The sequence below is a fragment of the Stenotrophomonas sp. 220_Sma genome (assembly GCF_056487375.1).
Genome location: NZ_CM151348.1, coordinates 4,494,222 through 4,516,412, shown reverse-complemented (window position 1 = coordinate 4,516,412; position 22,191 = coordinate 4,494,222). Strand labels below are relative to the sequence as shown.

Sequence of the window (22,191 nt, the reverse complement as noted above, 5' to 3'; positions counted from 1 at the left end):
GCCCGGTTCACGCCTGTGTACGTCTGCATCTGCAACGGAGTCACCGACCACCAGATCCGCGAAGCCGCCAGCCATGGCGTCAGCACGGTGGCCGAACTGACCATGCGTACCGGTTGTGGTGCCACCTGCGGTTCCTGCCTGGACATGGCCGGCGATCTGCTGGCCAAGGCGCGTGCCACCCACGATCTGCCGCTGCCGGTCCTCGGTCTGGCCCAGGTCGCCTGATCGTCTCTTTCGCGGCGCGTTGACGCCGCGCTTTCGCATCCTTCACGTGCGGCCGCACAGGCCAATGCGCACGATTCGCGTTCCTTCACGGCCGCGCGCAAGGCGTTAAAGTGCCTGCGTTTTCAGCGTGCAGGAGCACCCCCATGAAGGGCGACACCAAGGTCATCGAATTCCTCAACAAGGTCCTCTACAACGAGCTGACCGCGATCAACCAGTACTTCCTGCACGCCAAGATGCTGAAGAACTGGGGCATCAAGGAGCTGGCCGAACACGAGTACAAGGAATCGATCGACGAGATGAAGCATGCCGACATGCTTGCCGACCGCATCCTGTTCCTCGAAGGCCTGCCGAATTTCCAGGCGCTGGGCAAGCTGCGCATCGGCGAGAACCCGACCGAGATCCTGCAGTGCGACCTGTCGCTGGAGCGCGACGGCGTGGTGACCCTGCGCGAGGCCGTGGCCTACTCCGATTCGGTAGGCGACTACGTCAGCCGCCAGCTGTTCGTGAAGATCCTCGACTCGGAAGAAGAGCACATCGACTGGCTGGAAACCCAGCTCGACCTGATCGAGCGTATCGGCGAGCCGAAGTACCTGCTCAGCAAGCTGGAAGAGTGACGTAGCGTCGAGCTTGCTCGACTGTGATCAGCATGGCGATGGTCGAGCAAGCTCGACGCTACCGATGCTGTGCCAGGTAGCCCGTCAGCGCCACGCGCGCCCGGGCGAATTCGGCAACCAGCAGCGCCACCGCCACCGCGGGGCGCTGCAGGCTGCCACTACGGGCTTCGTGCTCGATCCGCTGCGCGATTGCCGACAGCGACAACGCCCCCACGTTCGCACTCGATGATTTAAGGCTGTGGGCGATTGCCTGCAGTCGCGGCTCGTCGCTGCTCTGCGCGGCCTGCTGCAGCTGCTGCACCATCGCCGGCGCATCCTCCAGGAACACCGAGACGATCTGGAGGGCGGTATCGCCGATCACCGCCTGCAGTTCGTCCAGCACATCACGGTCCAGCACCGGTTGCGTCACCGATTGGCTTTTCGTCTCTTGTAGAGCCGGGCCATGCTCGGCTGGCGGGATCCCACTGGCCCCGGATGCATCGCCGTCGAGCAAGCTCGACGCTACGACATCGCGTGATCGCTGCCCCCAGCGCCTCAACAGCGCATGCAAGGTGGCGCGTGCGATCGGCTTGGACAGGTAATCGTCCATGCCGGCCTGCAGGCAGCGTTCGCGGTCACCGGCCATGGCGTTGGCCGTCATCGCGATGATCGGCAACCGCGAGCGCCCTGTTTCCGTTTCTTCCGCACGCCAGCGGCGCGTGGCGGCGTAGCCGTCCAGCACCGGCATCTGGCAATCCATCAGCACCACGTCCACGCCGCCCTCGCGCAGGGCGGCCAGTGCCTGCTCGCCGTCGGCGGCGTTGCGCACCTCGCACTGGAACACGCGCAGCAGATGCTCGGCCACCATCCGGTTGACCGTGTTGTCTTCCACCAGCAGCACGCGCAGGTGCAGTGGCGGCAGCGTCGGTGTTGGCAAGCCGTCTTCGGCATTGGCCAGCAGGGCGGCAGGGCGGGCAGGCGTGGCAGGCGCCGCTAGTAGTGCATGCAGGGCTGCATCATCGAAATGCGGGAGCAGCTGGCGTTGGCGCGGGCGTTGTGCAGGCGTGTCTTCCTGCAGCCACAGTACCTGCAGTGCATCATCGTCGCCGCGCTCGGCCAGCGCCTGCTGCAGCGTGACCTCGCCGTTGCGGCGGGTGCGGGAATCGACAATCAGCCATGCCGGTGCTGGTTGTCCGGGCCGCGCGGGAGCGCGCAGGCGCTCGACCACGGCATCCAGCTGTGCCAGCACCTGCACCTGCAGCCCATGGTGGGCGGCGATGCGCTCGATGCGTGCCTGCAGCGTTGCATCGGCGCTGAACAACAGTAGCGCTGCGGGGGCGCGCGCCATCGCAGGCAGGTCGCCGGGTACTTTCAGCAGCGGGATCTCGAACCAGAACGTTGCGCCCTGGCCGGGCGTGGACTGCACGCCGATCTGCCCGTGCATCAGGTCGATGATGCGCTTGCAGATGGCCAGGCCCAGGCCGGTGCCACCGTAGATGCGCGTGGTCGAGGCATCGGCCTGGCTGAAGGACTGGAACAGGCGTGCCTGCAGTGCCTCATCGATGCCGATGCCGGTGTCGATGATCTCGAAGCGCAGCTGGTGCTGGGCCGCACCTTCGCCCAGGCGCTGCACGCGCAGCTGCACCTGGCCGCGGGCGGTGAACTTGATGGCATTGGCCAGCAGGTTGCTCAGCACCTGGCGCAGGCGTACCGGGTCGCCGCGCACCGGCAGGCGCACCGATGGGTCAAGCTGCAGGGCCAGGGACAGGCCCTTGGCATCGGCGGCGCGCTGCATCAGCTGCACCACGCCATCGAGCAGGTCGCGCAGGTTGAAGCTGGTGATCTCCAGTTCCAGCGCCTGCGCTTCCAGCCGGGAGTAGTCGAGGATGTCGTCGACGATGCGCAGCAGCTGCTGTGAACTGGCCGAAGCGGTGGCCAGCATCTGCCGCTGGTCTTCACCCAGCGGCCCGCGCGCGATCAGCTCCAGCATCGGCAGGATGCCGTTGAGCGGCGTGCGGATCTCGTGGCTCATCGTGGCCAGGAACTCGCCCTTGGCCAGCACGGCCGCTTCGGCGGCCTGCTTGGCCTGCAGCAGCTGCTGTTCAAGCTGGCCCTGGCGTTCGGTGGTGCGGCGCAGCTGGTCGCGCTCGCTGGCCAGCGCGCTGTGCTCGCGCTGCAGCTGGGCCAGTGCCCGGTTGCGCGCGCGCAGGCGCAGGCCCAACAGCAGCAGTGCGACGGCCGCAGCAAGGGCAACCAGCAGCACGCCCCACAGCGGCACCTCAGAGCACCGCGTTGTGGAAGTCGAAGTTCAGGTCACTGCCGGCCGACTGCACCATGTTGCCCTGGATGTAATCGACGCCGCCGACCCACATCGCTGCCGCGGCCTGCGGGTCCTCGATCTGCTGGCCGATGATCTGCAGCCCGGCGGCATGCGCCTGTTCGATCGCCTTGCGCAGTTCCTCGCGCGTGGCCGGGTTGGAATGGCTGCTGGAGAACCGCGCGGCCATGCGCACGAACGACAGCGGCAGGTGGGTCAGCAGTGCATCGGCTTCGCCACTGGGTTCGAACTGGCTCAGGCAGAAGCGCACGCCGGCGCCGGCCATGCGCTGGCAGAACTGCTGCAGCGGCACGGTGTGGATCAGCGCGTCGGGCAGGCGCACGTCGATCACCAGCGCACTGCCGGGCAGGTCACGCTGCTGCAGTGATTCCAGCAGCCAGTCGCCAAAGGCATCGCGCTGCAGGGTGCGCAGCGACTGCGAAACGAACAGGTTCAGCGGTTGCGTTGCGTGCCGGTACAGGTCCAGCAGGCCCAGCGCATGGTCCATCACCTGCTGGTCGAGGTCGGCGATGCGGCCTGCCGCTTCGGCGGCGGGAATCACCTGGCCGGCCGCCAGCACCGTGCCGTCGGCCTGGCGCAGGCGCAGCAGCAGCTGGTACTGCGCGGTGTTGCCACCGGCGACAGCGACGATCGGCTGATAGGCCAGCTCCAGCTGGCCTTCCAGCAGTGCCAGGTGTTCCTGTTCGGTGACGGCCTGGCGATGCACGTGGCCCGCCACGCCGGCGCTGAGCAGGCGTGCCTGCAGGGTGGTGCGCTCGACCGCTTCCAGTGCAGCGTTGGCATCGTCGAAGCCCGGCGACAGCGGCGCGTAACCCACCACGCCGCGCAGATGCACCGATTCATCATCGCGGATCACGAAGGCGCGCGCCGAGAGCTGCTCACGCAGGGTCGCGGCGATGCTTTCCAGGCTGTCTTCATCGGTATTGCGGGCCAGCAGCAGGAAGCTGTTGTCGTTCAGGCGTGCCAGCAGGTGCGGATGGCCGGCCTCGGCCAGGCGCTGCCCGGCCTGCACCATCAGGCGCTCGAAGGCGGCGTAGCCATAGCGTTCGCGCAGGCCCAGCGCGCTGGCCACTTCAATGAAGAACACGCCGCCCCGGTCGCGATGGGTGAGGGTGGCGTTGAGTTGCTGCAGCACGTGGTGACGTGTCGGCAGGCCGGTTTCCGGATTGCTGGTGGCCGGTGCGCCGGTAGCACCAGGCAGGGTCGCTGCCTGCGCACGTGCGCGGCGGATGCGGTTGGCCACGGCGGCGATCAGGTGGCGGGGGCGGATCGGCTTGCTCAGATAATCGTCGGCGCCGCTGTCGAGCACCTCGAACTGGCGTTCCGGGTCCGGATCGCCGCTCAGGAACACGATCGGCAGCAACTGCAGGCCAGGCTGCTGGCGGATCAGCGCGGTCAGGCGCATGCCGTCCAGGCCGGGCAGGTGCAGGTCCATCAGGATCAGGTCGGGCCGATGCTCCTTGATCGCCTGCAGCGCGCCGTCGGCATCGCTGTGCACGATCGCCTGCATGCCGGCGCCATGCAGCACGCTCTGTGCGAACAGGGCCTGCGCGCGGTCGTCCTCGACGATCAGCACGCGGTAGGGCGAATCGGAGGGCGGCGGCGCCTGGTCGTTGTTGCCAGCCTCGGCCAGCACGGCCGGGGCCGGCAACGGCGGCGGTGCGCTGCCGATCGATGCGGGTGCGTCGGAGGCGGCCAGCGGCGGAACCGCGGCCGGCGCTGCGGCGACCGCGCTCGCCGGTTCAGCGGTCCAGCGTTGCCAATGATCGGCCGGAGGGGTTTCAGCGCGTCCCGGGCGGGCGCCCGCGGGGGATTCGTTTGCGGCCATCGGTGCTCCTGGTGTTCGCGTCCATTATGCGACAAGCCCGGCGATCAACCGGTACCGGGCTGGCGTGGACTGTCGGGCGACGCACTGCGTGCCAGCCAGCGCACGCCCTTCCACAAGGTGCGCCAGACCAGCCACACCAGCAGCGCGCCGGCCAGGCTGCAGGCCAGCACCACGATCAGCGCGATCCACGGGTGTGCCAGGGCCAGGGCCAGGCCACCGACCACCACGGTGTCCTCGGCGGCGGAGGCCACCCAGTTGCTGGCAGGCTCGGGCGATGTATTGAGCAGGGCGCGGGTGCCGGCCTTCAGGCCATGGCTGGCCAGCGCGACACCGGCACCGGCAGCAAGTGCGCCGGTGCCCAGCTGCCCATCCGGCGACAGCGTGGCTGCGGCAAGGAAGGCCCCTGCGGGTACGCGTGCCAGGGTCTGCACCAGATCCCACGCCGAGTCGACGCCGGGAATCTTGTCGGCGAAGAATTCGGTCACCGCCAGCGCTGCCGAGGTGCCCAGCACCCACCACGATTCCGTGGCCTGCAGGGCCGGCGGCAGGTCGACCCAGCCGAGCAGGCCGGCCAGGCCGACACCGAACACGGTGAGGTAGACGCGGATGCCGGCCAGCCAGGCCAGCAGGATGCCGATCACGAACAGGTGGGCTTCGGTCATGGCGATGCTCCGGCGACGGAACTGTGCAGGGGACCACACTATCGACGATGGCATGCCTGAACGCCACAGACGGTGGCTCGCCACTGCGCAGGAAACCCACCCGTCCTGTCATACACTAGCCCGTCGTTTGCCACAGGGGCCGTACCGGTGTCGCCCTCGCGATGCCCCGGAATCCACCCATGACCAACCGTCCTCCCATGCGCGTGCAGGTTCGCCTGCCCGGCGCGCCGCAACCGCCGGCCGACCGTCGCCGCCTGCTGGTGATCGGCGGCATCTGGCTGCTCAGCCTGGTGCTGGCCGTGCTGGGTGGCTGCTGGATGGCCACGCCGCGCGATGCACAGGGCCAGCGCCTGCAGGCCGCCGAGAAGCGCGCCGAGACGTTGCAGGCGCAGCTGACCGAACTGCGCCAGAAGCAGGCCACGCTGGAAGCCTCCGACCGCATCAGCCGCGCCGCCAACACCGAGGTGCAGTCCTCGCTGGCCGAACGCGATGAGGAAATCGCCGGCCTGCGTGCCGACGTTGCCTTCTATGAGCGCCTGGTGGGTTCGACCAGCCAGCGCAAGGGCCTGAACACCCATTCGATCGAGTTCAGCCCGGAAGCGGCCGGCACCTGGCAGTACACCGCCGTGCTGACACAGAACCTCAACCGCGGTGCCATCAGCCAGGGGCAGATGCGCTTCACCGTGGAAGGCGTGAAGAACGGCAAGCTGGCCACGATCAGCTGGGATGATCTGCACCAGCGCAGCAAGGTACCGGGACAGGATTACTCGTTCCGGTACTTCCAGCAGATCACCGGCAGCGTGATGCTGCCGGCTGACTTCACCCCGCAACGCGTGCGGGTGACATTGGGGAGTGGTACGGGGGGTACCACCCAGGTATTCGACTGGAAACAGGCCGGCGCGCCGGCCAGCAAAGGGGAGTAGGCAGATGTTCGGAAGCAGCAAATCCAACCGTGAAGGCCAGCTGGTGGTGGATGCCCTGATCGGCAACCAGGTGGTGATCCGCGGTGATGTGGAATTCAGTGGGGGCCTGTATGTGGAAGGCCGCATCCACGGCAAGGTGATCGCCGCCGAAGGCGCCAGTGGCGCGACCCTGACGGTCGCCGAGCATGGCGTGATCGAAGGTGAGATCCGTGCCCAGGTGGTGGTCATCAGTGGACGCCTGGACGGCGACGTGCATGCCACCGAGAAGGTCGAACTGACCCCGAGCGCGCGGGTCAATGGCAACGTCCATTACCAGGTGGTGGAGATGAATGCGGGTGCCCAGCTGAACGGCCGCCTGATCCATGCCAGCGCCCCGATGGCGGCCCTGCCGGCCCCGGAAGGTGATGAGGCCAATGGCGGCAAGGGTGACACCGCCGCACGCCGCAAGCTGGCCGAGGCGATGGCTTGAAAGCCATCGTCGGCACCCCCATGCTGACACCATGAGCACGCTAGTCTCCCTGCCCGGCGCCACCCCGGTTGCCGCGCCCGATTACCAGTCGCTGGAGCGCCCGCTGAACTTCACCGAGTCGGCGGCCGCCAAGGTCAAATCCCTGATCCAGGAAGAGGGCAACCCCGACCTGGCCCTGCGCGTGTACATCGAAGGCGGTGGCTGTTCGGGCTTCCAGTACGGGTTCGAGTTCGACGAGAACCGTGCCGAGGATGACCTGGCGGTACAGACCAGCGGGGTGACCCTGCTGGTCGACCCGCTGAGCCTGCAGTACCTGATGGGCGCCGAGGTGGACTACACCGAGAGCCTGACCGGTGCCCAGTTCGTGATCCGCAACCCGAACGCCAAGACCACCTGCGGCTGCGGCAGCAGCTTCAGCATGTAAGAGGCCTGTGGCCGGAATGTGCCAACCAAGGTTGGCACCTCAGTAGATCCACGCCATGCGTGGATGCTGTGCCTGCACGCCCACACCGGCAGATTGCGCACAGCGCCGAACTTGCCACCTGCATCGATTGGCGGCACGCTTGCCGGATGCCCAATACTCCTTCGCCGCTTTCCGGTTTCGCTTTCGTTGGCGAACCGCTGGAGCGCGCCGATGCCCTGCGCGACGATGCCGATGCACTGGCGCGCCTGTGGCCGGGCGCGCGCATTCTCGTGCTCGATCAGGACGGCAGCGCCTTCACCGGCGATGACGACCAGCCGCTGGCGCTGACCGGCGCCGACATCGGCGGTGGTCCCGGTGCCGCAGTCTTCCTCGGCCTGCGCGGCGAGCAGGCCTGGTTCTCGGTCGAAGCCGCCAACGTTACCGTCACGGCCCCGCGCCGCCTCGACCTGCGCCAGGCCGCACTGCTGTGGCCGATGGCCGATGCGACCGCCTTCAGCTATGCCCGCGGCATGTCCTACTGGCATTCGCGCACCCGCTTCTGCGGCGTGTGCGGCGGTGCCGTGGCGTTTGCCCGTGGCGGCTTCGTTGGCCGTTGCGCGCAGTGTTCCACCGAGCATTACCCGCGTGTCGATCCCGCCGTGATCGTCGCCGTGGAAAACCAGGGCCGGCTGCTGCTGGGCCGGCAGTCGAACTGGGCACCGCGGCGTTACTCGGTGCTGGCCGGCTTCGTCGAACCCGGCGAGACCTTCGAGCAGACCGTGGTGCGTGAAGTGCACGAGGAGAGCAAGGTACGGGTGACCGCCTGCCAGTACCTCGGTTCGCAGCCGTGGCCGTTCCCGGGTGCGCTGATGATCGGTTTCCGTGCACAGGCGCAGGATGACCTGCCGACCGTGGATGGCGAGCTGGAAGATGCGCGTTGGTTCAGTGCCGACGAGGTCGGCGCGGCACTGGCACGCGATGTGGAGGACGATGGCCAGGGCATCCGCCTGTCGCCGCCGATCTCGATTTCGCGCGGCCTGATCGAACACTGGTACCGGCAGCAGAAGGGCTGAGCGGGGCTGACGGTGGCGCCTGTATTGCCGCCACCTGAACACGGCCCGGGTTACAGTCCGGTTCACCGCTGAGGGCGCCGCTGCGACAGGTAAGGTAGCGACGCCGAGCGTTCTGTTTCGTAGGGAGACCTGCCATGTTCACCACTCTGGCCGCCGTGCTGGTGGCACTGGCCCTGGGCCATGTTGCCCCGGCCGCTGCCGCCTCGCTGCGCCGTTTCGACGGCTTCCGGCGTTGGCTGGGCTGGCTGGACGCGCGCGGTGGCAAGGCCTGGCAGGGACCGGCCGGCGTTGCCCTGGCACTGCTTCCGCCGCTGTTGCTGATGGCGCTGCTGGCGTGGTTGCTGCGTGGGGTGCTGTTCGGCCTGCCGTCGCTGCTGCTGGGCGTGGCGGTGCTGGCGTGGTGCTGGGGCCCGCGCGATCTGGACCGCGATATCGAAGCGATCATCGATGCCGATGACGCGGCGACGCGCCAGGCCGCGGTGCGTAACCTGCAGGCGGCCGGTGGCAGCCTGCGCGAGGACATTCCGTCACTGGTCGAGGCAACCGTGCTCAACGCCTTGCGGCGCTGGTTCGCGGTGCTGTTCTGGTTCCTGCTGCTGGGCCCGGCCGGTGCGCTGGGTTACCGGCTATTGGCGTTGATGGCGGAAAGCCCGATGCGCGCCCGCGTGCCGGTGGAGCCGCTGGCGCTGGCGCAGCGCCTGCTGGGCTGGATCGAGTGGCCGGTGGCGCAGCTGATGGCGTTTTCGATGGCGCTGGTGGGCAACTTCGATACGGCGTGGAAGGCCTGGCGCCAGGCCCACGGCGAGCGCCTGGCCGGCAACATCGGCTTCCTGGGCGCGGTGGCGCGGGCCAGCGTCAATGCCGAGCTGCGCGAGGATGCGCACGATTACACCGAGGCGGGGCTGTTGCCGGTGTGGCAGCGGCTGCCGGACCTGCGTGATGCGATGAGCCTGGTGTGGCGGATGCTGCTGCTGTGGCTGGCGATCCTCGCCCTGCTGGTGATTGCAGGCTGGGTGACGTAGGTGTTCTGGCAGGGCTTGCAGCCCTGCACCTGCAGAGGCCAAAGCCAAAGCCAAAGCCAAAGCGGCTCTGGGTTGCTGAGGGTTGGGCGGGGAGGTGTGGGGCTGCAGGACACGCCGTAAACCCGTCCCTGGGGGCTCGATGGCGCCATCCATGGCGCCAACGGTCCTGCAGCCCCACACCGCCCCACCCCCGACAGATTCCCGCGGCTGTTGGTAGGTGTCGACCTTGGTCGACACGGTAGATCCACGCCATGCGTGGATGCAGAGCGAAGCGATCCGCTTCCGCTTTTGATCTTCTCTTTCTTTTCCGTGGTGGACGCACACGGAAACTGTTCGTGGCCGGGGGGGGGGGCTGTGCAGGGGCGTGAGCCGCATGGGCCCGAGGCATGCCTCGGGCGGGTTGGGCAGGACGCCCAACCCTGGCCTTGCCGTGCGTGCAGGACTGCGCGCACGAGCAAGCGGCGACCGAGCTTACATGGACGTACTTGCAGCGCCCCCTGCGCAGCCCACCCACCCGGCCAACCCCAAGGCTTCTACCTTCAAACGCCGCCCACCACGAGGGGCTGCGCCGTTGGCTGGAAACCTAGATCGGTGCCAGTGCGGTGAACGGTGCCCACGGCAGGTTGCGCAGCAGCGCATACCCGGGCAGCACCCAGAGCCAGAACACGGGATTGGCCAGCACCCGCATCAGCGGGTCGAGCACACGCGGGCGGATGCCGGCGATGTTCAGCAGCATCAACAACAGGAACGGCAGGCTGATGACCAGCAGCGGGTTCATCGCCATCGCGCCGGGCAGGTCGAAGTGGACCAGGGAATACAGGCAGCGCGTGCTGCCACAGCCCGGGCAGTACAGGCCGGTCAGCGCGTACAGCGGGCAGCTCGGCAGGGGATTGCCGGCGACATACGGATTGACGTTGCGCAGCACCACCGTGGCACCCACGGCCAGGCCGGCGGAAACCAGCAGCGGTGCCCAGCGGGCGAGTCGGGAACGAGCGGGAAGCGCGGACATTGCAACAACGGATCCGGCGCTGGCGCCGGATCCGTCCAGGCGTATCAGTAGCTGCCGTTGCTCATCGCGCCCATGCCGCCGAGCACAACGAAGAACAGCACGTACAGCACGACCAGCACGACCCAGGCGATGGCCGACCACATGGCCCACTTCTTGGCCTTGGCGGCGGAGTCCTGGGCGCCGGCGATGTCGCCAGCGGCCAGCTTGCCGTTGACCTGGGCGGCGTAGACGATCGACACGATGCCGGCCGGCAGGCAGCAGAACAGGGTGGTCAGGATCGCCCAGACCAGGTTATTCGGGACCTGCGGAGTAGCAGTATTCATGGGTTCAAGCTCCTTGATGGGTGGTGGTGGTGGATCATTGGTCGGAAAGAGCGCCCAGTACGGCCAAGCCGCCGAACAGCCCGAACCACAACAGCAACAGGACCGGCAGGGCCACGGCCGAAGCCACCGCCCACCAGCCCGCCTTGCGCGACGCACTGTAGGCCCCCGGCAGGTCGCCGGCCGCGCGGCGGCCATCGACCTGGGAGGCATAGACGATCGACACCACGCCCAACGGCAGGCAGCAGAACAGCGTCGTCAGGATCGCCCAGACCAGATGGTTGGGGATGTAGACCGGACGGCTGAGCGGTGGTGGTTGATTCAAAGCGAGACTCCATTCCTTGGTGGCCGGCCATGATGAATCGGCCGGACCTCCCCCCTGTGGGTGCGTAATCTACCGCAACCTGCGTTGCATGTATGCGTTTACAGTCACGACATGTCGCGTACACCACTGGACGATGACGTATGTGGGGGAGTCCGCTGGGCCCGCTCGGCGGGCCCATCTCGTCAGGCGTGATCGCCGCGCAGGGCCCGCACCTGGGCCTCCAGCACCGGTGCGCTGGTGCTGTGGCCATCCACGGCCGCTGCCGCCACCACCTCGACGGTGGCGCGGAAACGGCGCGGCACGCGCATGCGGCCCAGGCGGCTGTCGCGCCGGCTCCACATGCTCGACCACATGCCGCGCAGCGCCATCGGCACCACCGGCACCGGCCGCCGTTCGAGGATCTTCTCGACGCCGGACTTGAACGGTGCCATCGCGCCATCCTTGGTCAGCGCGCCTTCCGGGAAGATGCAGACCAGCTCGCCTTCGGCCAGCGCAGCGTCGATCTCGTCGAACGCGCGCTGCATCAGTGCCGGGTCTTCACGCGCGCCGGCGATCGGGATCGCCTTGGCGGTGCGGAAGATCCAGCGCATCACCGGGATGTTGAAGATCCGGTAGTACATGACGAAGCGCACCGGGCGTGGAATCGTCGCCGACAGGATCAGTGCGTCCATGTAGCTGACATGGTTGCAGACCAGCAGCGCGGCGCCCTCGTCGGGCACATTGGCCTCGATGCCGTGTGGGCGCAGCCGGTACAGGGTGCGCACCATCAGCCAGCTGAGGAAGCGCATCAGGAATTCGGGGACGATGGTGAAGATGTAGATCGCCACCAGCGCGTTGGCGATGGCCAGCGCCAGGAACTGCTGCGGGATGGTCCAGTGCAGCAGCTTGTGCGCGGCCAGCGACAGCAGGGCTGCGCCGACGATGAAACCGGAGTTCTGGATGTTCAGCGCGGCAAACACGCGCGACATCTGCGCCTTCGGCGTGCGGCTCTGGATCAGCGCGAACAGCGGCACCACGAAGATGCCGGTGAACAGGCCGATGCCGACCAGGTCGATGACGATGCGGATGCTGCCCGGCTGCTGCAGGAACGTCCCGATGGTCAGTCCGTGCACGGTCGCTTCGCCACTGCGGGCGAAATACAGGTCGAGCAGGAACGCGGTCATGCCGAACGCACCCAGCGGCACCAGGCCGATTTCCACCGTGCGTGCCGACAGCTTCTCGCACAGCAGCGAACCGATGCCGGTGCCGACCGAGAACAGGGCCAGCGCAAAGATATACAGGGTCGGCTCACCGCCGAGGTTGGTCACGGCATAGGCCGGCAGCTGCGAGGTCAGCACGGTGCCGACGAACCAGAACCAGGACACGCCCAGGATTGAATTGCGCACCGCCTTCTGCTGGCGCGCCATGCGCAGCACCGCCAGTGATTCGGGCAGCGGGTTCCAGTTGATCTTCAGGTTCGGGTCGCCGGCATCGACCTTGGGAATCAGGCGCGCGGCGATGTTGCCGCAGATTGCCAGGCCGATGATCGCGCAGGCCGCCACCACCGTACCGTGGCTGCCGGCCACGGTGAACACCAGGCCGCCGACGATCATGCCGGACAGGATCGACATCGAGGTGCCCATTTCAACCAGACCGTTGCCACCGGTCAGCTCTTCGGGTTTGAGCACCGACGGCAGCACCGAGTACTTCACCGGGCCGAACAGGGTCGACTGCATGCCGGTGCAGAACAGGGCGACCAGCAGCACCGGCAGGCTCTGTGTAAGGAAGCCGGTGGCCGCAAGCGACATGATCACGATCTCCATGGTGGTGGTGATCACGATCAGCCGCGATTTTTCCAGTTTGTCGGCGATCTGCCCGGCCAGCGCCGAGAACAGGAAATACGGCAGGATGAAGATGGCCGGCGCCAGCGTGGCATACAGCCCCAGTTCTTCTTCCGGCACGGCCATGAACAGCAACATGCTGATGATCGCCTGCCGGTATACGTTGTCGTTGAACGCACCGAGTGCCTGGACGACGAAGAACGGCAGGAAACGGCGCTGGCGCAGCAGGGCGAACTGGTTGTGACCGGACATGGAGCCTCCTTGACCGGCGCAGCCTAGCATTCCTGCCTATCCGCCGGGACCATGGCGGGATGCATCCACGCATGGCGTGGATCTACTGAAGCCCCACAACTGTGGGTGCGGACCGTTGGTCCGCACACCTTGATAGGTCTCAGACGATATCGTCGACCACGCCGCCATCCACGCGCAGCGCTGCGCCGGAGGTCGCCGAGGCCTGCGGCGAGGCCAGGTACACCACCATGTTGGCCACTTCCTCGACCGTGGCGGTGCGCTGGATCACCGAAGACGGCCGGTGTGCCATCACGAACTCGCGGCCGATCTGCTCCAGTGGCTTGCCGCTGCGCTGGCGTTCATCTTCGAACATCGCCGCGAAACCGTCGGACATGGTCGGGCCGGGCAACACCGCGTTGACGGTGACGCCGCTGCCGGCCACGCGCTTGGCCAGGCCGCGCGACAGCGACAGCTGCGCGGTCTTGCTGACACCGTAGTGGATCATGTCGGCCGGAATGTTGCGTGCCGATTCGGATGAGATGAACAGTACGCGACCCCAGCCGGCATCGACCATGGCCGGCAACAGTGCCCGCGACAAGCGCACGCCGGACATCACGTTGGTCTGCCAGTAGCGTTCCCAGGTCGCGTCTTCGGTCTCGAAGAAGTCCTCGGGGCCGAAAATGCCGGCGTTGTTGACCAGGATGTCGACCTTGGGCAGGCCTGCCAGCAGCGTGTCGACGCCGGCCGCATCGGAGAGGTCGGCGGCCACGCCGAGCACGTCGGCACCCGGAACGGCGGCGAGCAGGCGCTGGCGGGCGCGTTCGACGCTGTCGGTGCTGCGGCCGTTGAGAATGATCCGCGCGCCCGCGTTGGCCAGGCCCTGGGCAATCGCCAGGCCGATGCCGGCGGTGGAGGCGGTGACCAGCGCGGTACGGCCGGAGAGTTCAATCTTCATGGGGAATCCGGGGGAGCAGGGATCGCCCAGTATCCGCGCGGGAACGTGATCGGGGCGCATCGCCATACGCAACACACGGTTGCACGCGGTGCAGTAGATCCACGCCATGCGTGGATGGAATGTCCGACCAGCGATGAGGGATCAGGTCAGGCTGGTCACCGCCTCATTCGCCGCCGCCCGCACCTTCGGCAGCATCCGCAGCACCAGCGCCATCTGCGTGCGGATCAGCTGCAGCTTCGGCGGCATCGCCTCGTCGATCTGTTCCAGTTCGGCCGCCACCGCGCGATCAGCGTCGTTGTCGTCCTCGCTGACCGGCTGCCGAGCGGTCAGGGCCGTCGCCAGTTGCTGCAGCGCCTTGCGCACGCGCTCACCGGCAGCCAGCGCCAGCGGATCGCCGGCGTAGCTGTCCACCTGGTCGCGGTGCGCACCCAGGGCCGACAGGTGCCCGAGCAGTGTGTTGGACAGCGCCAGGAAGTGGAAGCCGGCATCCAGATTGCGGCGCACATGGCCGGGTTCACGAAGCATGTTCGACAGCGCGGTGGACAGCGCGGCGTCGGCGTTGTGCATGTCGCGGCGGGCGATGCGGTAGGCCAGATCGTCACGCATGCCGCTGCGGTACTGGCCCAGCACCGAATCCAGGTAGCGCGCGGCGGTGTCCAGCACGCGCGCCAGCACAAGGTGCAGCTGGCGGCCCTGCCAGTCGGGCAGGATCAGGAACGCGGCCGCCGCCGCGATTGCACAACCCAGCAGCGTATCGACCATGCGCGGCACGATCAGCACGAAGCCGTCGCCGATCAGGTTGAAGCAGGTCAGGGCCATCACCGTGATCGCCGCCGAGGCCACCAGATAGCGGTCGGTGCGGGTGAAGAAGAACAGCAGCGCCGACAGCAGCGCGATCAGCAGCTGCACGTGCAGTTGCGGGAACAGCTGCAGCAGTGCCCACGTGAGCACCAGGCCGGCCACGGTGCCGACGATGCGTTGTGCAAGGCGCTGGCGGGTCGCGCCGAAGTTGGGGCGGCACACGAACACGATGGTCAGCAGCACCCACGAGCCGTTCTGTGCATTGAACAAGCGGATTGCCGCGAAGCCGGCGATCAGGGCCAATGACATGCGCAGGCCGTGGCGGAACAGGACCGAGCCGGGCGTGAGCTGCTGGCGCACGCGCACGCCCATCTCGCGCAGGGTGTGCGGGTTGCTGTCGCGCAGGCGGGTATCGACGTTGTCCAGGCTGGCCTCGGAGCGCTCCGCATCCAGCAGGCGGCGCTCGATGCTGCGCAGGTTGTGCACCAGCAGATCCAGCGATCCGAGCAGGCGCTGCCATTGCGGACGCTGCTGGTCGCGCAGATAGGCCAGCGCATCGGCCAGGTCGCGCCCGGCCTGCTGGTTGCTTTCGCCATACACGAACGGACGGCGCAGGCGGATCGCCTCGCCCAGCCGTGCGCAGGCCAGCCCCTGCAGGTCGAGCAGGCGCTGGCAGCGGTACAGCACATCGCTGTGGAAGAAGGCATCGACCAGCGCACCGTACGGGTAGTGCGAGGAGCTGGCGCGCTCGTGGAAATCCTGTGCCATGTAGTAGAGGCGCAGGTACAGGCCGGAGTTCACGCCGGGCCGCCCGGAACGGCCGAAGCGGGCCAGGATCGCGGTCTTGGCTTCATTCAATGCACCGACTACGCGCCGGTTCTGTTCGGCCAGGTCGAGCTGGCGACGCTGCAGGTCGGCCTCGCGCACCGGCTCGAACAGTGTTGCCTTCAACTGCAGGTAGCGGCCCAGTTCAACGTACAGTCGCGCCACGCGTTCGCGTACCGGACGGTTGGCGAACAGTGCGGTCCACAGGATCGACAGCAGGCCGTACCAGACCGCACCGGCCAGCAGATGGCTGACCGCGTCCAGCGCGCTGTGCAGGTCGCTGGCGCCATGCTGCTCCAGCCCGATCATGGTGTAGATCGCCAGCGTTACCGTGGCCTGGGCGATGGACGCATAGCGCTCGCCGAGCGCACCCAGCAGGGTCAACCCGAAGGTGGACAGCGCCAGCGCGCCGATGAAGATCCATGGCCAGGGGAACAGCCAGATCACCGAAGCGGCGGCGAGGCAGAAGCACAGCAGCGACAGCAGTACCGCCTTGGTACGGCCCCACCAGTTGTCATCGGTCTCGGCGATGGCGCTGGCAATGATGCCGAGGAACACGCCGGGCAGGGCAGTGAGCGCGTCCAGCTGCCAGCACACGGCAAGCGCTGCGGTCAGGGCGATGAACACCCGAAGGCCATAACTGGCCTTTTCGTGGGCCCACAGGCGGCTGAGGCGGGATTCGCGGGCGGGCATGCAGGCTCGGTGGAAGGGTCTCCCACCATTATTGCGGGTGCGGGGTGAAATATGGAGTGCGGACCAACGGTCCGCACCCACCGTCCATGTGCGGGCCCGTCGTCCGCATGGACGGCGGGGACCGGCACCTTACATCTCCCAGCGCACGCTCACCGCGAACGTGCGCGGCAGGCCGGCGCCGGCGTTGGACCAGTACTTCCGGTTGGCCAGGTTCTCGACGCTGGCACGCAGAGTCACCGGATGGCCGGACGCCAGCAGGCGATAGCCGATGCCTGCATTCACCAGCGTGTAGTCAGGCAGCTTCAGGGTGTTGTCGGCGTCGTACCAGACATCGCCGTAATAGCGCACGGCGGCATAGGTTTCCAAGCCGTCTACCCACGGCAGTTGGTAGGTGGCGTGCAGTACGCCGCTCCAGCGCGCAGCACCGGCGGTGCGGTTGCCTTCCTGTGCGGCACTGCCCGGGGACAGCTTGTCGTAGGTCGGATCCAGCCAGGTCACGCCGCCGCCGACGGTCAGTGCATCGTTGAGGTGCAGGTCGGCACTGGCTTCAATGCCTTCGTACAGCGTGATGCCGTCCTGCACCAGGCGCTTGCCGGCCGGCGTGAGCTCATCGATGTTGGCACCACGTTCCAGCCGGAACGCGGCCACGTTCGCATTCCAACGCGCCGCTTCGACCTTGGCCCCGATCTCGTACTGCTTGCTGATGGTGGGATCGAGCACGTCACCGGCGTTGATGTAGCTGTTGCCTACGCGGCTGCCCGCTTCGAGCGACTCGATGTAGCTGGCGTAGAGGGTGACCGCCTCGCTGGGCTTGAACATCACGGCGTAGGTCGGGGTGACCGGGTAGGTGTGGTACCGCCCCTTGGTTTCGAAGTCGTTGTAGCGCCAGCCCGCCAGCACCGACCAGCCGCTGCCGAGGTTCACCGTATCGCTTGCGAACACCGCCTGCTGCACCGTCTCGTCGCCGCGGGTCATCACCCGCGAACCAACGGCGTCGTGGCGGATGGCATGGCGCTGGTACAGGTTGGCGCGGCCAATCAGGTTCCACTCGTAGGGGCGGTCCCACCCCAGTCCGGTCTGGTGGCTGATGCCCGCCACCACCTGATGCTGAAGGGGGCCGGTGCGGAAGCTGCCCTGCAGCATCGCCTGGGCCAGCTTCCACTCGCTCTTGCCACCCAGTTCGTAGACGTTGACGTCGTAGTCGCCGTTGAGATCGTCGATGTAGGCGAAGATCTTGTTGACGTCATTCCACGAGGTGGTGACGCCGTAACTCAGGCTGGCTTTCCAGTCGCTGTTGATCTGCCAGTTCAAGCCGGTCGACAGCAGGCTGGAGCGTGTGTCGTAGTAGGTGCCGGGCACGCTGTTGTCGGTATCTCCGGCGATCGGCCGCGGCAACGAGGTCAGGCCACGGAAGTAGTACTGCGGTGATTCCTCGCGCAGGTCGCGCGACTGGAACACTCCGTCGAAGGTCCAGGTGAGCGCATCGCTCAGGCGCGCGTCCAGCGACAGTGCGCCCACCTTGCGATCGACGTGTCCGCCATTGAAGGTCTCGCCTGTTTCCTGGAAGGCGTTGAAGCGGTAGCCGAACATCTGCTCGTTGCCGAAGCGGCCGCCAACGTCGATGCCGCCGCTGACGATGCCCTGTTCGCGCCAGCCCAGCTGGGCGGAGAAGGTGGGCGTGTCCGTCGGCTTCTTGGTGATGTAATTGACGATGCCACCGGGGGTGCCGAAGCCATACAGGAATCCGCCCGGGCCTTTCAGCAGATCGACCTGTTCCATCACTTCCAGCGGCCATTCGGTGCCCCAGGAAGAGACCTGCAGGCCATTGACCCGGTAGCTGTCGTAGTTCAGCTCCAGACCGCGGTTGCGGATGGGCGAGCTCCAGCCACTGGCATAGGCGCTGACCTGGGTGCTGACCGAAGGGTCGAGCAGGAAGGCTTCGCCCAGCGAGACCACCTGGCGCTGCTCGATCTGCTCGCGGCCAACAGCGGTGATCGCGAACGGAGTGTCGCGCAGGGCGCGGTCGCCCAGTGCGCCAGCGTCGGTATGGGTGCGTTCGGCGGTGACCTTCACCGCATCCAGATCGGTGGCGTTACGGCTGCCGGCCGGCGCTTCGGCATGGGCAGCGCAGGCGGCTGACAGGGCGATGGCCAGCAGGGCCAGGCGGGGAGAACGGGAAGGCAGCATCGATGGTGGTCCTCGACGGACGGCCACAGGCCATCCGCCCACGGGTGGGGGAAGGGGCAGTGGCTGGGATCACGCAGGCTGGCCGGAGATGGCAGCGGGGCGCCGCGAAGGGGCGCAGGACCATGGCTGGATGAGAATTGTTCTCTTTTCGTTACCGTGCGTCAAACCCGGAGGTATGCGGACCAACGGTCCGCACCCACCATCCGTGCCCACGGTTCGTACCCACCATCCGCTCCCACGGTAGTGCCGGCCGCTGGCTGGCAGATTGGCTGTACGGAGAACGCCGGCCAGCGGCCGGCGCTACCAGTAGATCCACGCCCTGCGTGGATGGGCCCTTCTACGCCCGTTGCGCGCGCTTGAGCAGCTTCGCTTCGCGCCTGCGTGCGCGACGTGCGCGCCAGCGCTCGGCCAGGCAGGAGAAGATCACGTACAGCGCCGGCGTGCTGAGCAGGGTCAGGCTCTGCGAGAACAGCAGGCCGCCGATCATCGCGATACCCAGCGGACGACGCAGCTCGGACCCTTCGCCGAGGCCGATCGCCAGCGGCACAGCAGCCAGGATCGCCACCATCGTGGTCATCATGATCGGGCGGAAGCGCACGATGCTGGCCTCGCGTGCCGCTTCGCGCGGTGCCAGCCCATGTTCGCGCTGCGCCACCAGCGCGAAGTCGATCATCATGATCGCGTTCTTCTTGACGATGCCGATCAGCAGCACCAGCGCGATCATCGAGATCACCGACAGTTCGGTATTGGTGCCGAACAACGCCAGCAGCGCACCCACGCCCGCCGCCGGCAGCGTGGACAGGATGGTGACCGGGTGGATCAGGCTCTCGTACAGCATGCCCAGCACCAGGTACACGGTCAGGATCGCGGCAAACACCAGGATCAGCATGTCGCTGGGGTCGGAGTTGAAGCCGAAGCCGGCGTCATCAGCCAGGCGGATGTCGCCGGGCATGCGCATGCCGGCCACGGTCGCGTCGATGATCGCCTTGGCCTCACCCATGCTCACGTTCGGCGCCAGGTTGTAGCTGAGGTCCATCGTCGTGTACTGGTTCTCATGGGTGATCTGCGAAGGCGCCAGCCCCGGCACCTGCTTGGCCACCGCCGTGAGCGGCACCATGTCGCCGTTGCGCGCACGCACATGCACCTCGTCCAGCGCCGCCGGCGTAGCGGTCTGCGAGGGCAGGGCGTTGACCACCACGCTGTACTGGTTGATGTCCGAATAGATGGTCGAGATCTGGCGCTGGCCGAACGCACCGTACAGGGCGCCGTCGATGGCGCCGACCGAAACACCCAGGCGGGCGGCCTTGGCACGGTCGATCTCGATGTTCTGGCGCAGCCCGGCATTGTCCACATCGGTGCCGACGTCGCGCAGCTTCGGGTTCTTCTTCAGCTCCGCCTGCAGCTTTGGCAGCCATTCCTGCAGTGCGGCCAGGTCGTTGCCCTGCAGGGAAATGCGGTACTGCGCGCCCTGGCTGGAACCACCGCCATCGTTGCTGGGCAGGTCCTGGATCGCGCGCAGGCGCAGCTGCAGGTCCGGGTAACGGTCGGCCTTGGCGCTCAACCGCGCCAGCGCATGCGCAGTGGTTTCGCGGCGGCCGTCGCTGCGCGACTTCAGCTCGATGTTGAACTGCGCGCTGGAGCCCTGGCGGCCGCTGCCCAGGCGCACGCCCACGGTCTTCACTACCGGGTCGGCCATCAGCATGTCGGTGATGCGGCGCTGGCGGGCGACCATGTCCTCGAAGGATACGGTGGCGCTGGAGTTGGCGCGGCCCCAGATCAGGCCGGTGTCCTGCGGCGGGAACGCACCCTTCTTCACCGCACCGAACAGGAAGACGGTGGCACCGATCAGCAGCAGCGGCGTCAGCGACAGCAGCAGCGCATGGCGCAGCGAGAAATCCAGGAACACGGTGTAGATGCGCAGCATGCGCTCGTGGCCTGCATCCAGCCAGCGACCGAAGCGCGACGGCGGCGCGCTGTGGTCGTGCGCACTGAGGAAGCGGCTGCACAGCGCCGGGGTCAGCGTCAGCGAGACGATCATCGAGACCACGATGGCCGCGACCAGGGTGACGGTGAATTCGCGGAAGAACGCACCCATCATGCCGCTGGCGAACAGCAGCGGGATGAACACCGCCACCAGCGAGGCGGTGATCGAGACGATGGTGAAGCCGATCTCGCGGGCGCCGGTCAGCGCCGCCTGCATGCGCGGCATGCCCTCGTCGAGGTGACGCATGATGTTCTCGATCACCACGATCGCATCGTCGACCACGAAGCCGATCGCGATCACCAGCGCCAGCAGGCTCAGGTTGTTCAGGGTGAAGCCCATCACGTACATCACCAGCGCGGCACCGGCCAGCGACAGCGGCACGGTCACCGCGGCGATCAGCGTCGGTGCCAGCCGGCGCAGGAACAGCGCCATGGTCAGCACCACCATCGCCAGGCTGATCAGCAGGGTGATCTGCACTTCATGCAGCGACGAACGGATGGTCGGCGTACGGTCGAAGTACGGCGTCATCGTGGTGCCCGGCTGCAGGTAGTCACGCAGGGTCGGAATCTGCGCCTTGACCCGGTCCACGGTCTCCACGATGTTGGCGCCGGCGCGGGTGAACACGTACATCACCACCGCCGGTTTGTGGTCGAACCACGCCGCCTGGTAGGCGTCCTGCTGGCCGTCGTAGACATTGGCGATGTCCTTCAGGCGGATCACCCGACCATCGCCCTGGGTCTTGACCACCAGGTCGGCGAAGTCAGCGGCACGCGCGACCGAGTCGTTGGCGATGATCGCAGTGGTGGTGTTGCCATCGCTGAGGAAGCCGGTGGGCGAGGTCACGTTGGCCGCGCGCACGGCGTTGCGCAGGTCATCGGCGGTCAGGCCCAGCGCGTTCATCAGGCGCAGGTTGACGTCCACGCGCACCGCTGGCGTCGACGCACCGGCGATATCGACCGAGGCGACGCCGCTGATCTGGCGGATGCGCTGCGCCAGCAGCGAGTCGGCGACGTTGTACAGCTCGTCGGCCGACTGCGTCTGCGAGGTCAACGCGATGGCGATCACCGGGTCGTCGTTCGGGTTCGCCTTCTGGTACATCGGCGAGCCCATGCCCGAGGGCAGGTCGGCCTGTGCCGAGTTGATCGCGGTCTGTACGTCCAGTGCCGCCGAATCGATGTTGTGGCCGCTCTGGAAGATCATGAACACCAGCGAGCTGCCTTCCGAGCTCGACGAGCGCATGCGGTCGATGCCCGGCAGCTGGCCGAGATGGCGTTCCAGCGGCGCGGTGACCGTGGAGGCCATGGTCGCTGCGTCCGCGCCGGACTGGCTGGCGTGCACGAAGATCACCGGGATCTCGATGTTCGGCAGTGCCGACACGCCCAGCCGCAGGTAGCAGATCAGGCCGACCATGAACAGGCCGATGGCCAGCAGCGCGGTACCGATCGGGCGGCGGATGAAGGGGCCGGACAGGTTCATCGTGCGGCCCCCCGCAGCAGCGGGGTGTG

The 22,191-nt window shown here is 67.3% G+C and carries 18 protein-coding genes; 7 read left to right on the top strand and 11 right to left on the bottom strand.

Annotated elements, in window-relative coordinates; all coding sequences use genetic code 11:
- The first annotated feature begins 15 nt into the window (after positions 1-15).
- Positions 16-225, top strand: coding sequence for a (2Fe-2S)-binding protein (locus ACZLIB_RS21030; RefSeq protein ID WP_005411309.1), 210 nt, complete (start codon positions 16-18; stop codon positions 223-225).
- A 143-nt stretch (positions 226-368) separates the two neighbouring features.
- Positions 369-839 carry a bacterioferritin gene (bfr, locus tag ACZLIB_RS21025; protein WP_005419804.1) on the top strand — a complete coding sequence of 157 codons (471 nt, stop codon included), beginning with the start codon at positions 369-371 and terminating at the stop codon, positions 837-839.
- A gap of 58 nt (positions 840-897) precedes the next feature.
- Here bfr and ACZLIB_RS21020 read toward each other — a convergent pair whose 3' ends face one another.
- The 3 genes from ACZLIB_RS21020 to ACZLIB_RS21010 are packed head-to-tail and all read right to left on the bottom strand — an operon-like array spanning position 898 to position 5,646.
- The gene (locus ACZLIB_RS21020; RefSeq protein ID WP_478468629.1) at positions 898-3,096 is read right to left on the bottom strand and encodes an ATP-binding protein; all 2,199 of its coding nucleotides are present in this window, start codon (positions 3,094-3,096) and stop codon (positions 898-900) included.
- 1 nt (position 3,097) lies between these two features.
- Positions 3,098-4,984, bottom strand: a complete 1,887-nt coding sequence (locus tag ACZLIB_RS21015; RefSeq protein ID WP_277779218.1) for an EAL domain-containing protein — start codon at positions 4,982-4,984, stop codon at positions 3,098-3,100.
- 44 nt (positions 4,985-5,028) lie between these two features.
- The gene (locus ACZLIB_RS21010) at positions 5,029-5,646 is read right to left on the bottom strand and encodes a DUF4126 domain-containing protein (protein WP_005411305.1); all 618 of its coding nucleotides are present in this window, start codon (positions 5,644-5,646) and stop codon (positions 5,029-5,031) included.
- 179 nt (positions 5,647-5,825) lie between these two features.
- Between ACZLIB_RS21010 and ACZLIB_RS21005 the strand changes: the two genes are divergently transcribed.
- The 5 genes from ACZLIB_RS21005 to ampE all read left to right on the top strand — a co-directional run bounded on the left by ACZLIB_RS21005 (position 5,826) and on the right by ampE (position 9,536).
- Positions 5,826-6,569, top strand: coding sequence for a DUF6776 family protein (locus tag ACZLIB_RS21005; RefSeq protein ID WP_100442148.1), 744 nt, complete (start codon positions 5,826-5,828; stop codon positions 6,567-6,569).
- A 4-nt stretch (positions 6,570-6,573) separates the two neighbouring features.
- The gene (locus tag ACZLIB_RS21000) at positions 6,574-7,038 is read left to right on the top strand and encodes a bactofilin family protein (RefSeq protein ID WP_006398829.1); all 465 of its coding nucleotides are present in this window, start codon (positions 6,574-6,576) and stop codon (positions 7,036-7,038) included.
- Positions 7,039-7,069: 31 nt separating this feature from the next.
- Complete coding sequence (gene erpA, locus ACZLIB_RS20995) at positions 7,070-7,462, top strand: iron-sulfur cluster insertion protein ErpA (protein ID WP_005419789.1); 393 nt, start codon at positions 7,070-7,072, stop codon at positions 7,460-7,462.
- Between the two features lie 146 nt (positions 7,463-7,608).
- Positions 7,609-8,514 (top strand): NAD(+) diphosphatase, encoded by a 906-nt coding sequence (nudC, locus tag ACZLIB_RS20990; RefSeq protein ID WP_478468627.1) that lies wholly within the window; start codon positions 7,609-7,611, stop codon positions 8,512-8,514.
- A 134-nt stretch (positions 8,515-8,648) separates the two neighbouring features.
- Entirely contained in the window at positions 8,649-9,536 is an 888-nt protein-coding gene (gene ampE, locus ACZLIB_RS20985) for a regulatory signaling modulator protein AmpE (RefSeq protein ID WP_032127176.1), read from the top strand.
- A gap of 583 nt (positions 9,537-10,119) precedes the next feature.
- Here ampE and ACZLIB_RS20980 read toward each other — a convergent pair.
- The 8 genes from ACZLIB_RS20980 to ACZLIB_RS20945 form a co-directional block, all read right to left on the bottom strand.
- Positions 10,120-10,545 carry a DUF2752 domain-containing protein gene (locus ACZLIB_RS20980; RefSeq protein ID WP_006473646.1) on the bottom strand — a complete coding sequence of 142 codons (426 nt, stop codon included), beginning with the start codon at positions 10,543-10,545 and terminating at the stop codon, positions 10,120-10,122.
- A gap of 44 nt (positions 10,546-10,589) precedes the next feature.
- On the bottom strand, positions 10,590-10,868 hold the full coding sequence (locus ACZLIB_RS20975; protein ID WP_110713960.1) for a CD225/dispanin family protein: 279 nt from the start codon (positions 10,866-10,868) through the stop codon (positions 10,590-10,592).
- A gap of 34 nt (positions 10,869-10,902) precedes the next feature.
- Entirely contained in the window at positions 10,903-11,190 is a 288-nt protein-coding gene (locus ACZLIB_RS20970; RefSeq protein WP_005419784.1) for a CD225/dispanin family protein, read from the bottom strand.
- 182 nt (positions 11,191-11,372) lie between these two features.
- Positions 11,373-13,262: an MFS transporter gene (locus ACZLIB_RS20965; RefSeq protein WP_478468626.1), complete on the bottom strand. Its 1,890-nt coding sequence runs from the start codon at positions 13,260-13,262 to the stop codon at positions 11,373-11,375.
- Between the two features lie 139 nt (positions 13,263-13,401).
- On the bottom strand, positions 13,402-14,196 hold the full coding sequence (locus ACZLIB_RS20960; RefSeq protein ID WP_153854680.1) for an SDR family NAD(P)-dependent oxidoreductase: 795 nt from the start codon (positions 14,194-14,196) through the stop codon (positions 13,402-13,404).
- A 141-nt stretch (positions 14,197-14,337) separates the two neighbouring features.
- The gene (gene yccS, locus ACZLIB_RS20955; RefSeq protein ID WP_478468625.1) at positions 14,338-16,515 is read right to left on the bottom strand and encodes a YccS family putative transporter; all 2,178 of its coding nucleotides are present in this window, start codon (positions 16,513-16,515) and stop codon (positions 14,338-14,340) included.
- Between the two features lie 129 nt (positions 16,516-16,644).
- Entirely contained in the window at positions 16,645-18,702 is a 2,058-nt protein-coding gene (locus ACZLIB_RS20950) for a TonB-dependent siderophore receptor (protein ID WP_164162725.1), read from the bottom strand.
- A 337-nt stretch (positions 18,703-19,039) separates the two neighbouring features.
- Positions 19,040-22,162 carry an efflux RND transporter permease subunit gene (locus ACZLIB_RS20945; RefSeq protein ID WP_478468623.1) on the bottom strand — a complete coding sequence of 1,041 codons (3,123 nt, stop codon included), beginning with the start codon at positions 22,160-22,162 and terminating at the stop codon, positions 19,040-19,042.
- Positions 22,163-22,191 lie beyond the last annotated feature (29 nt).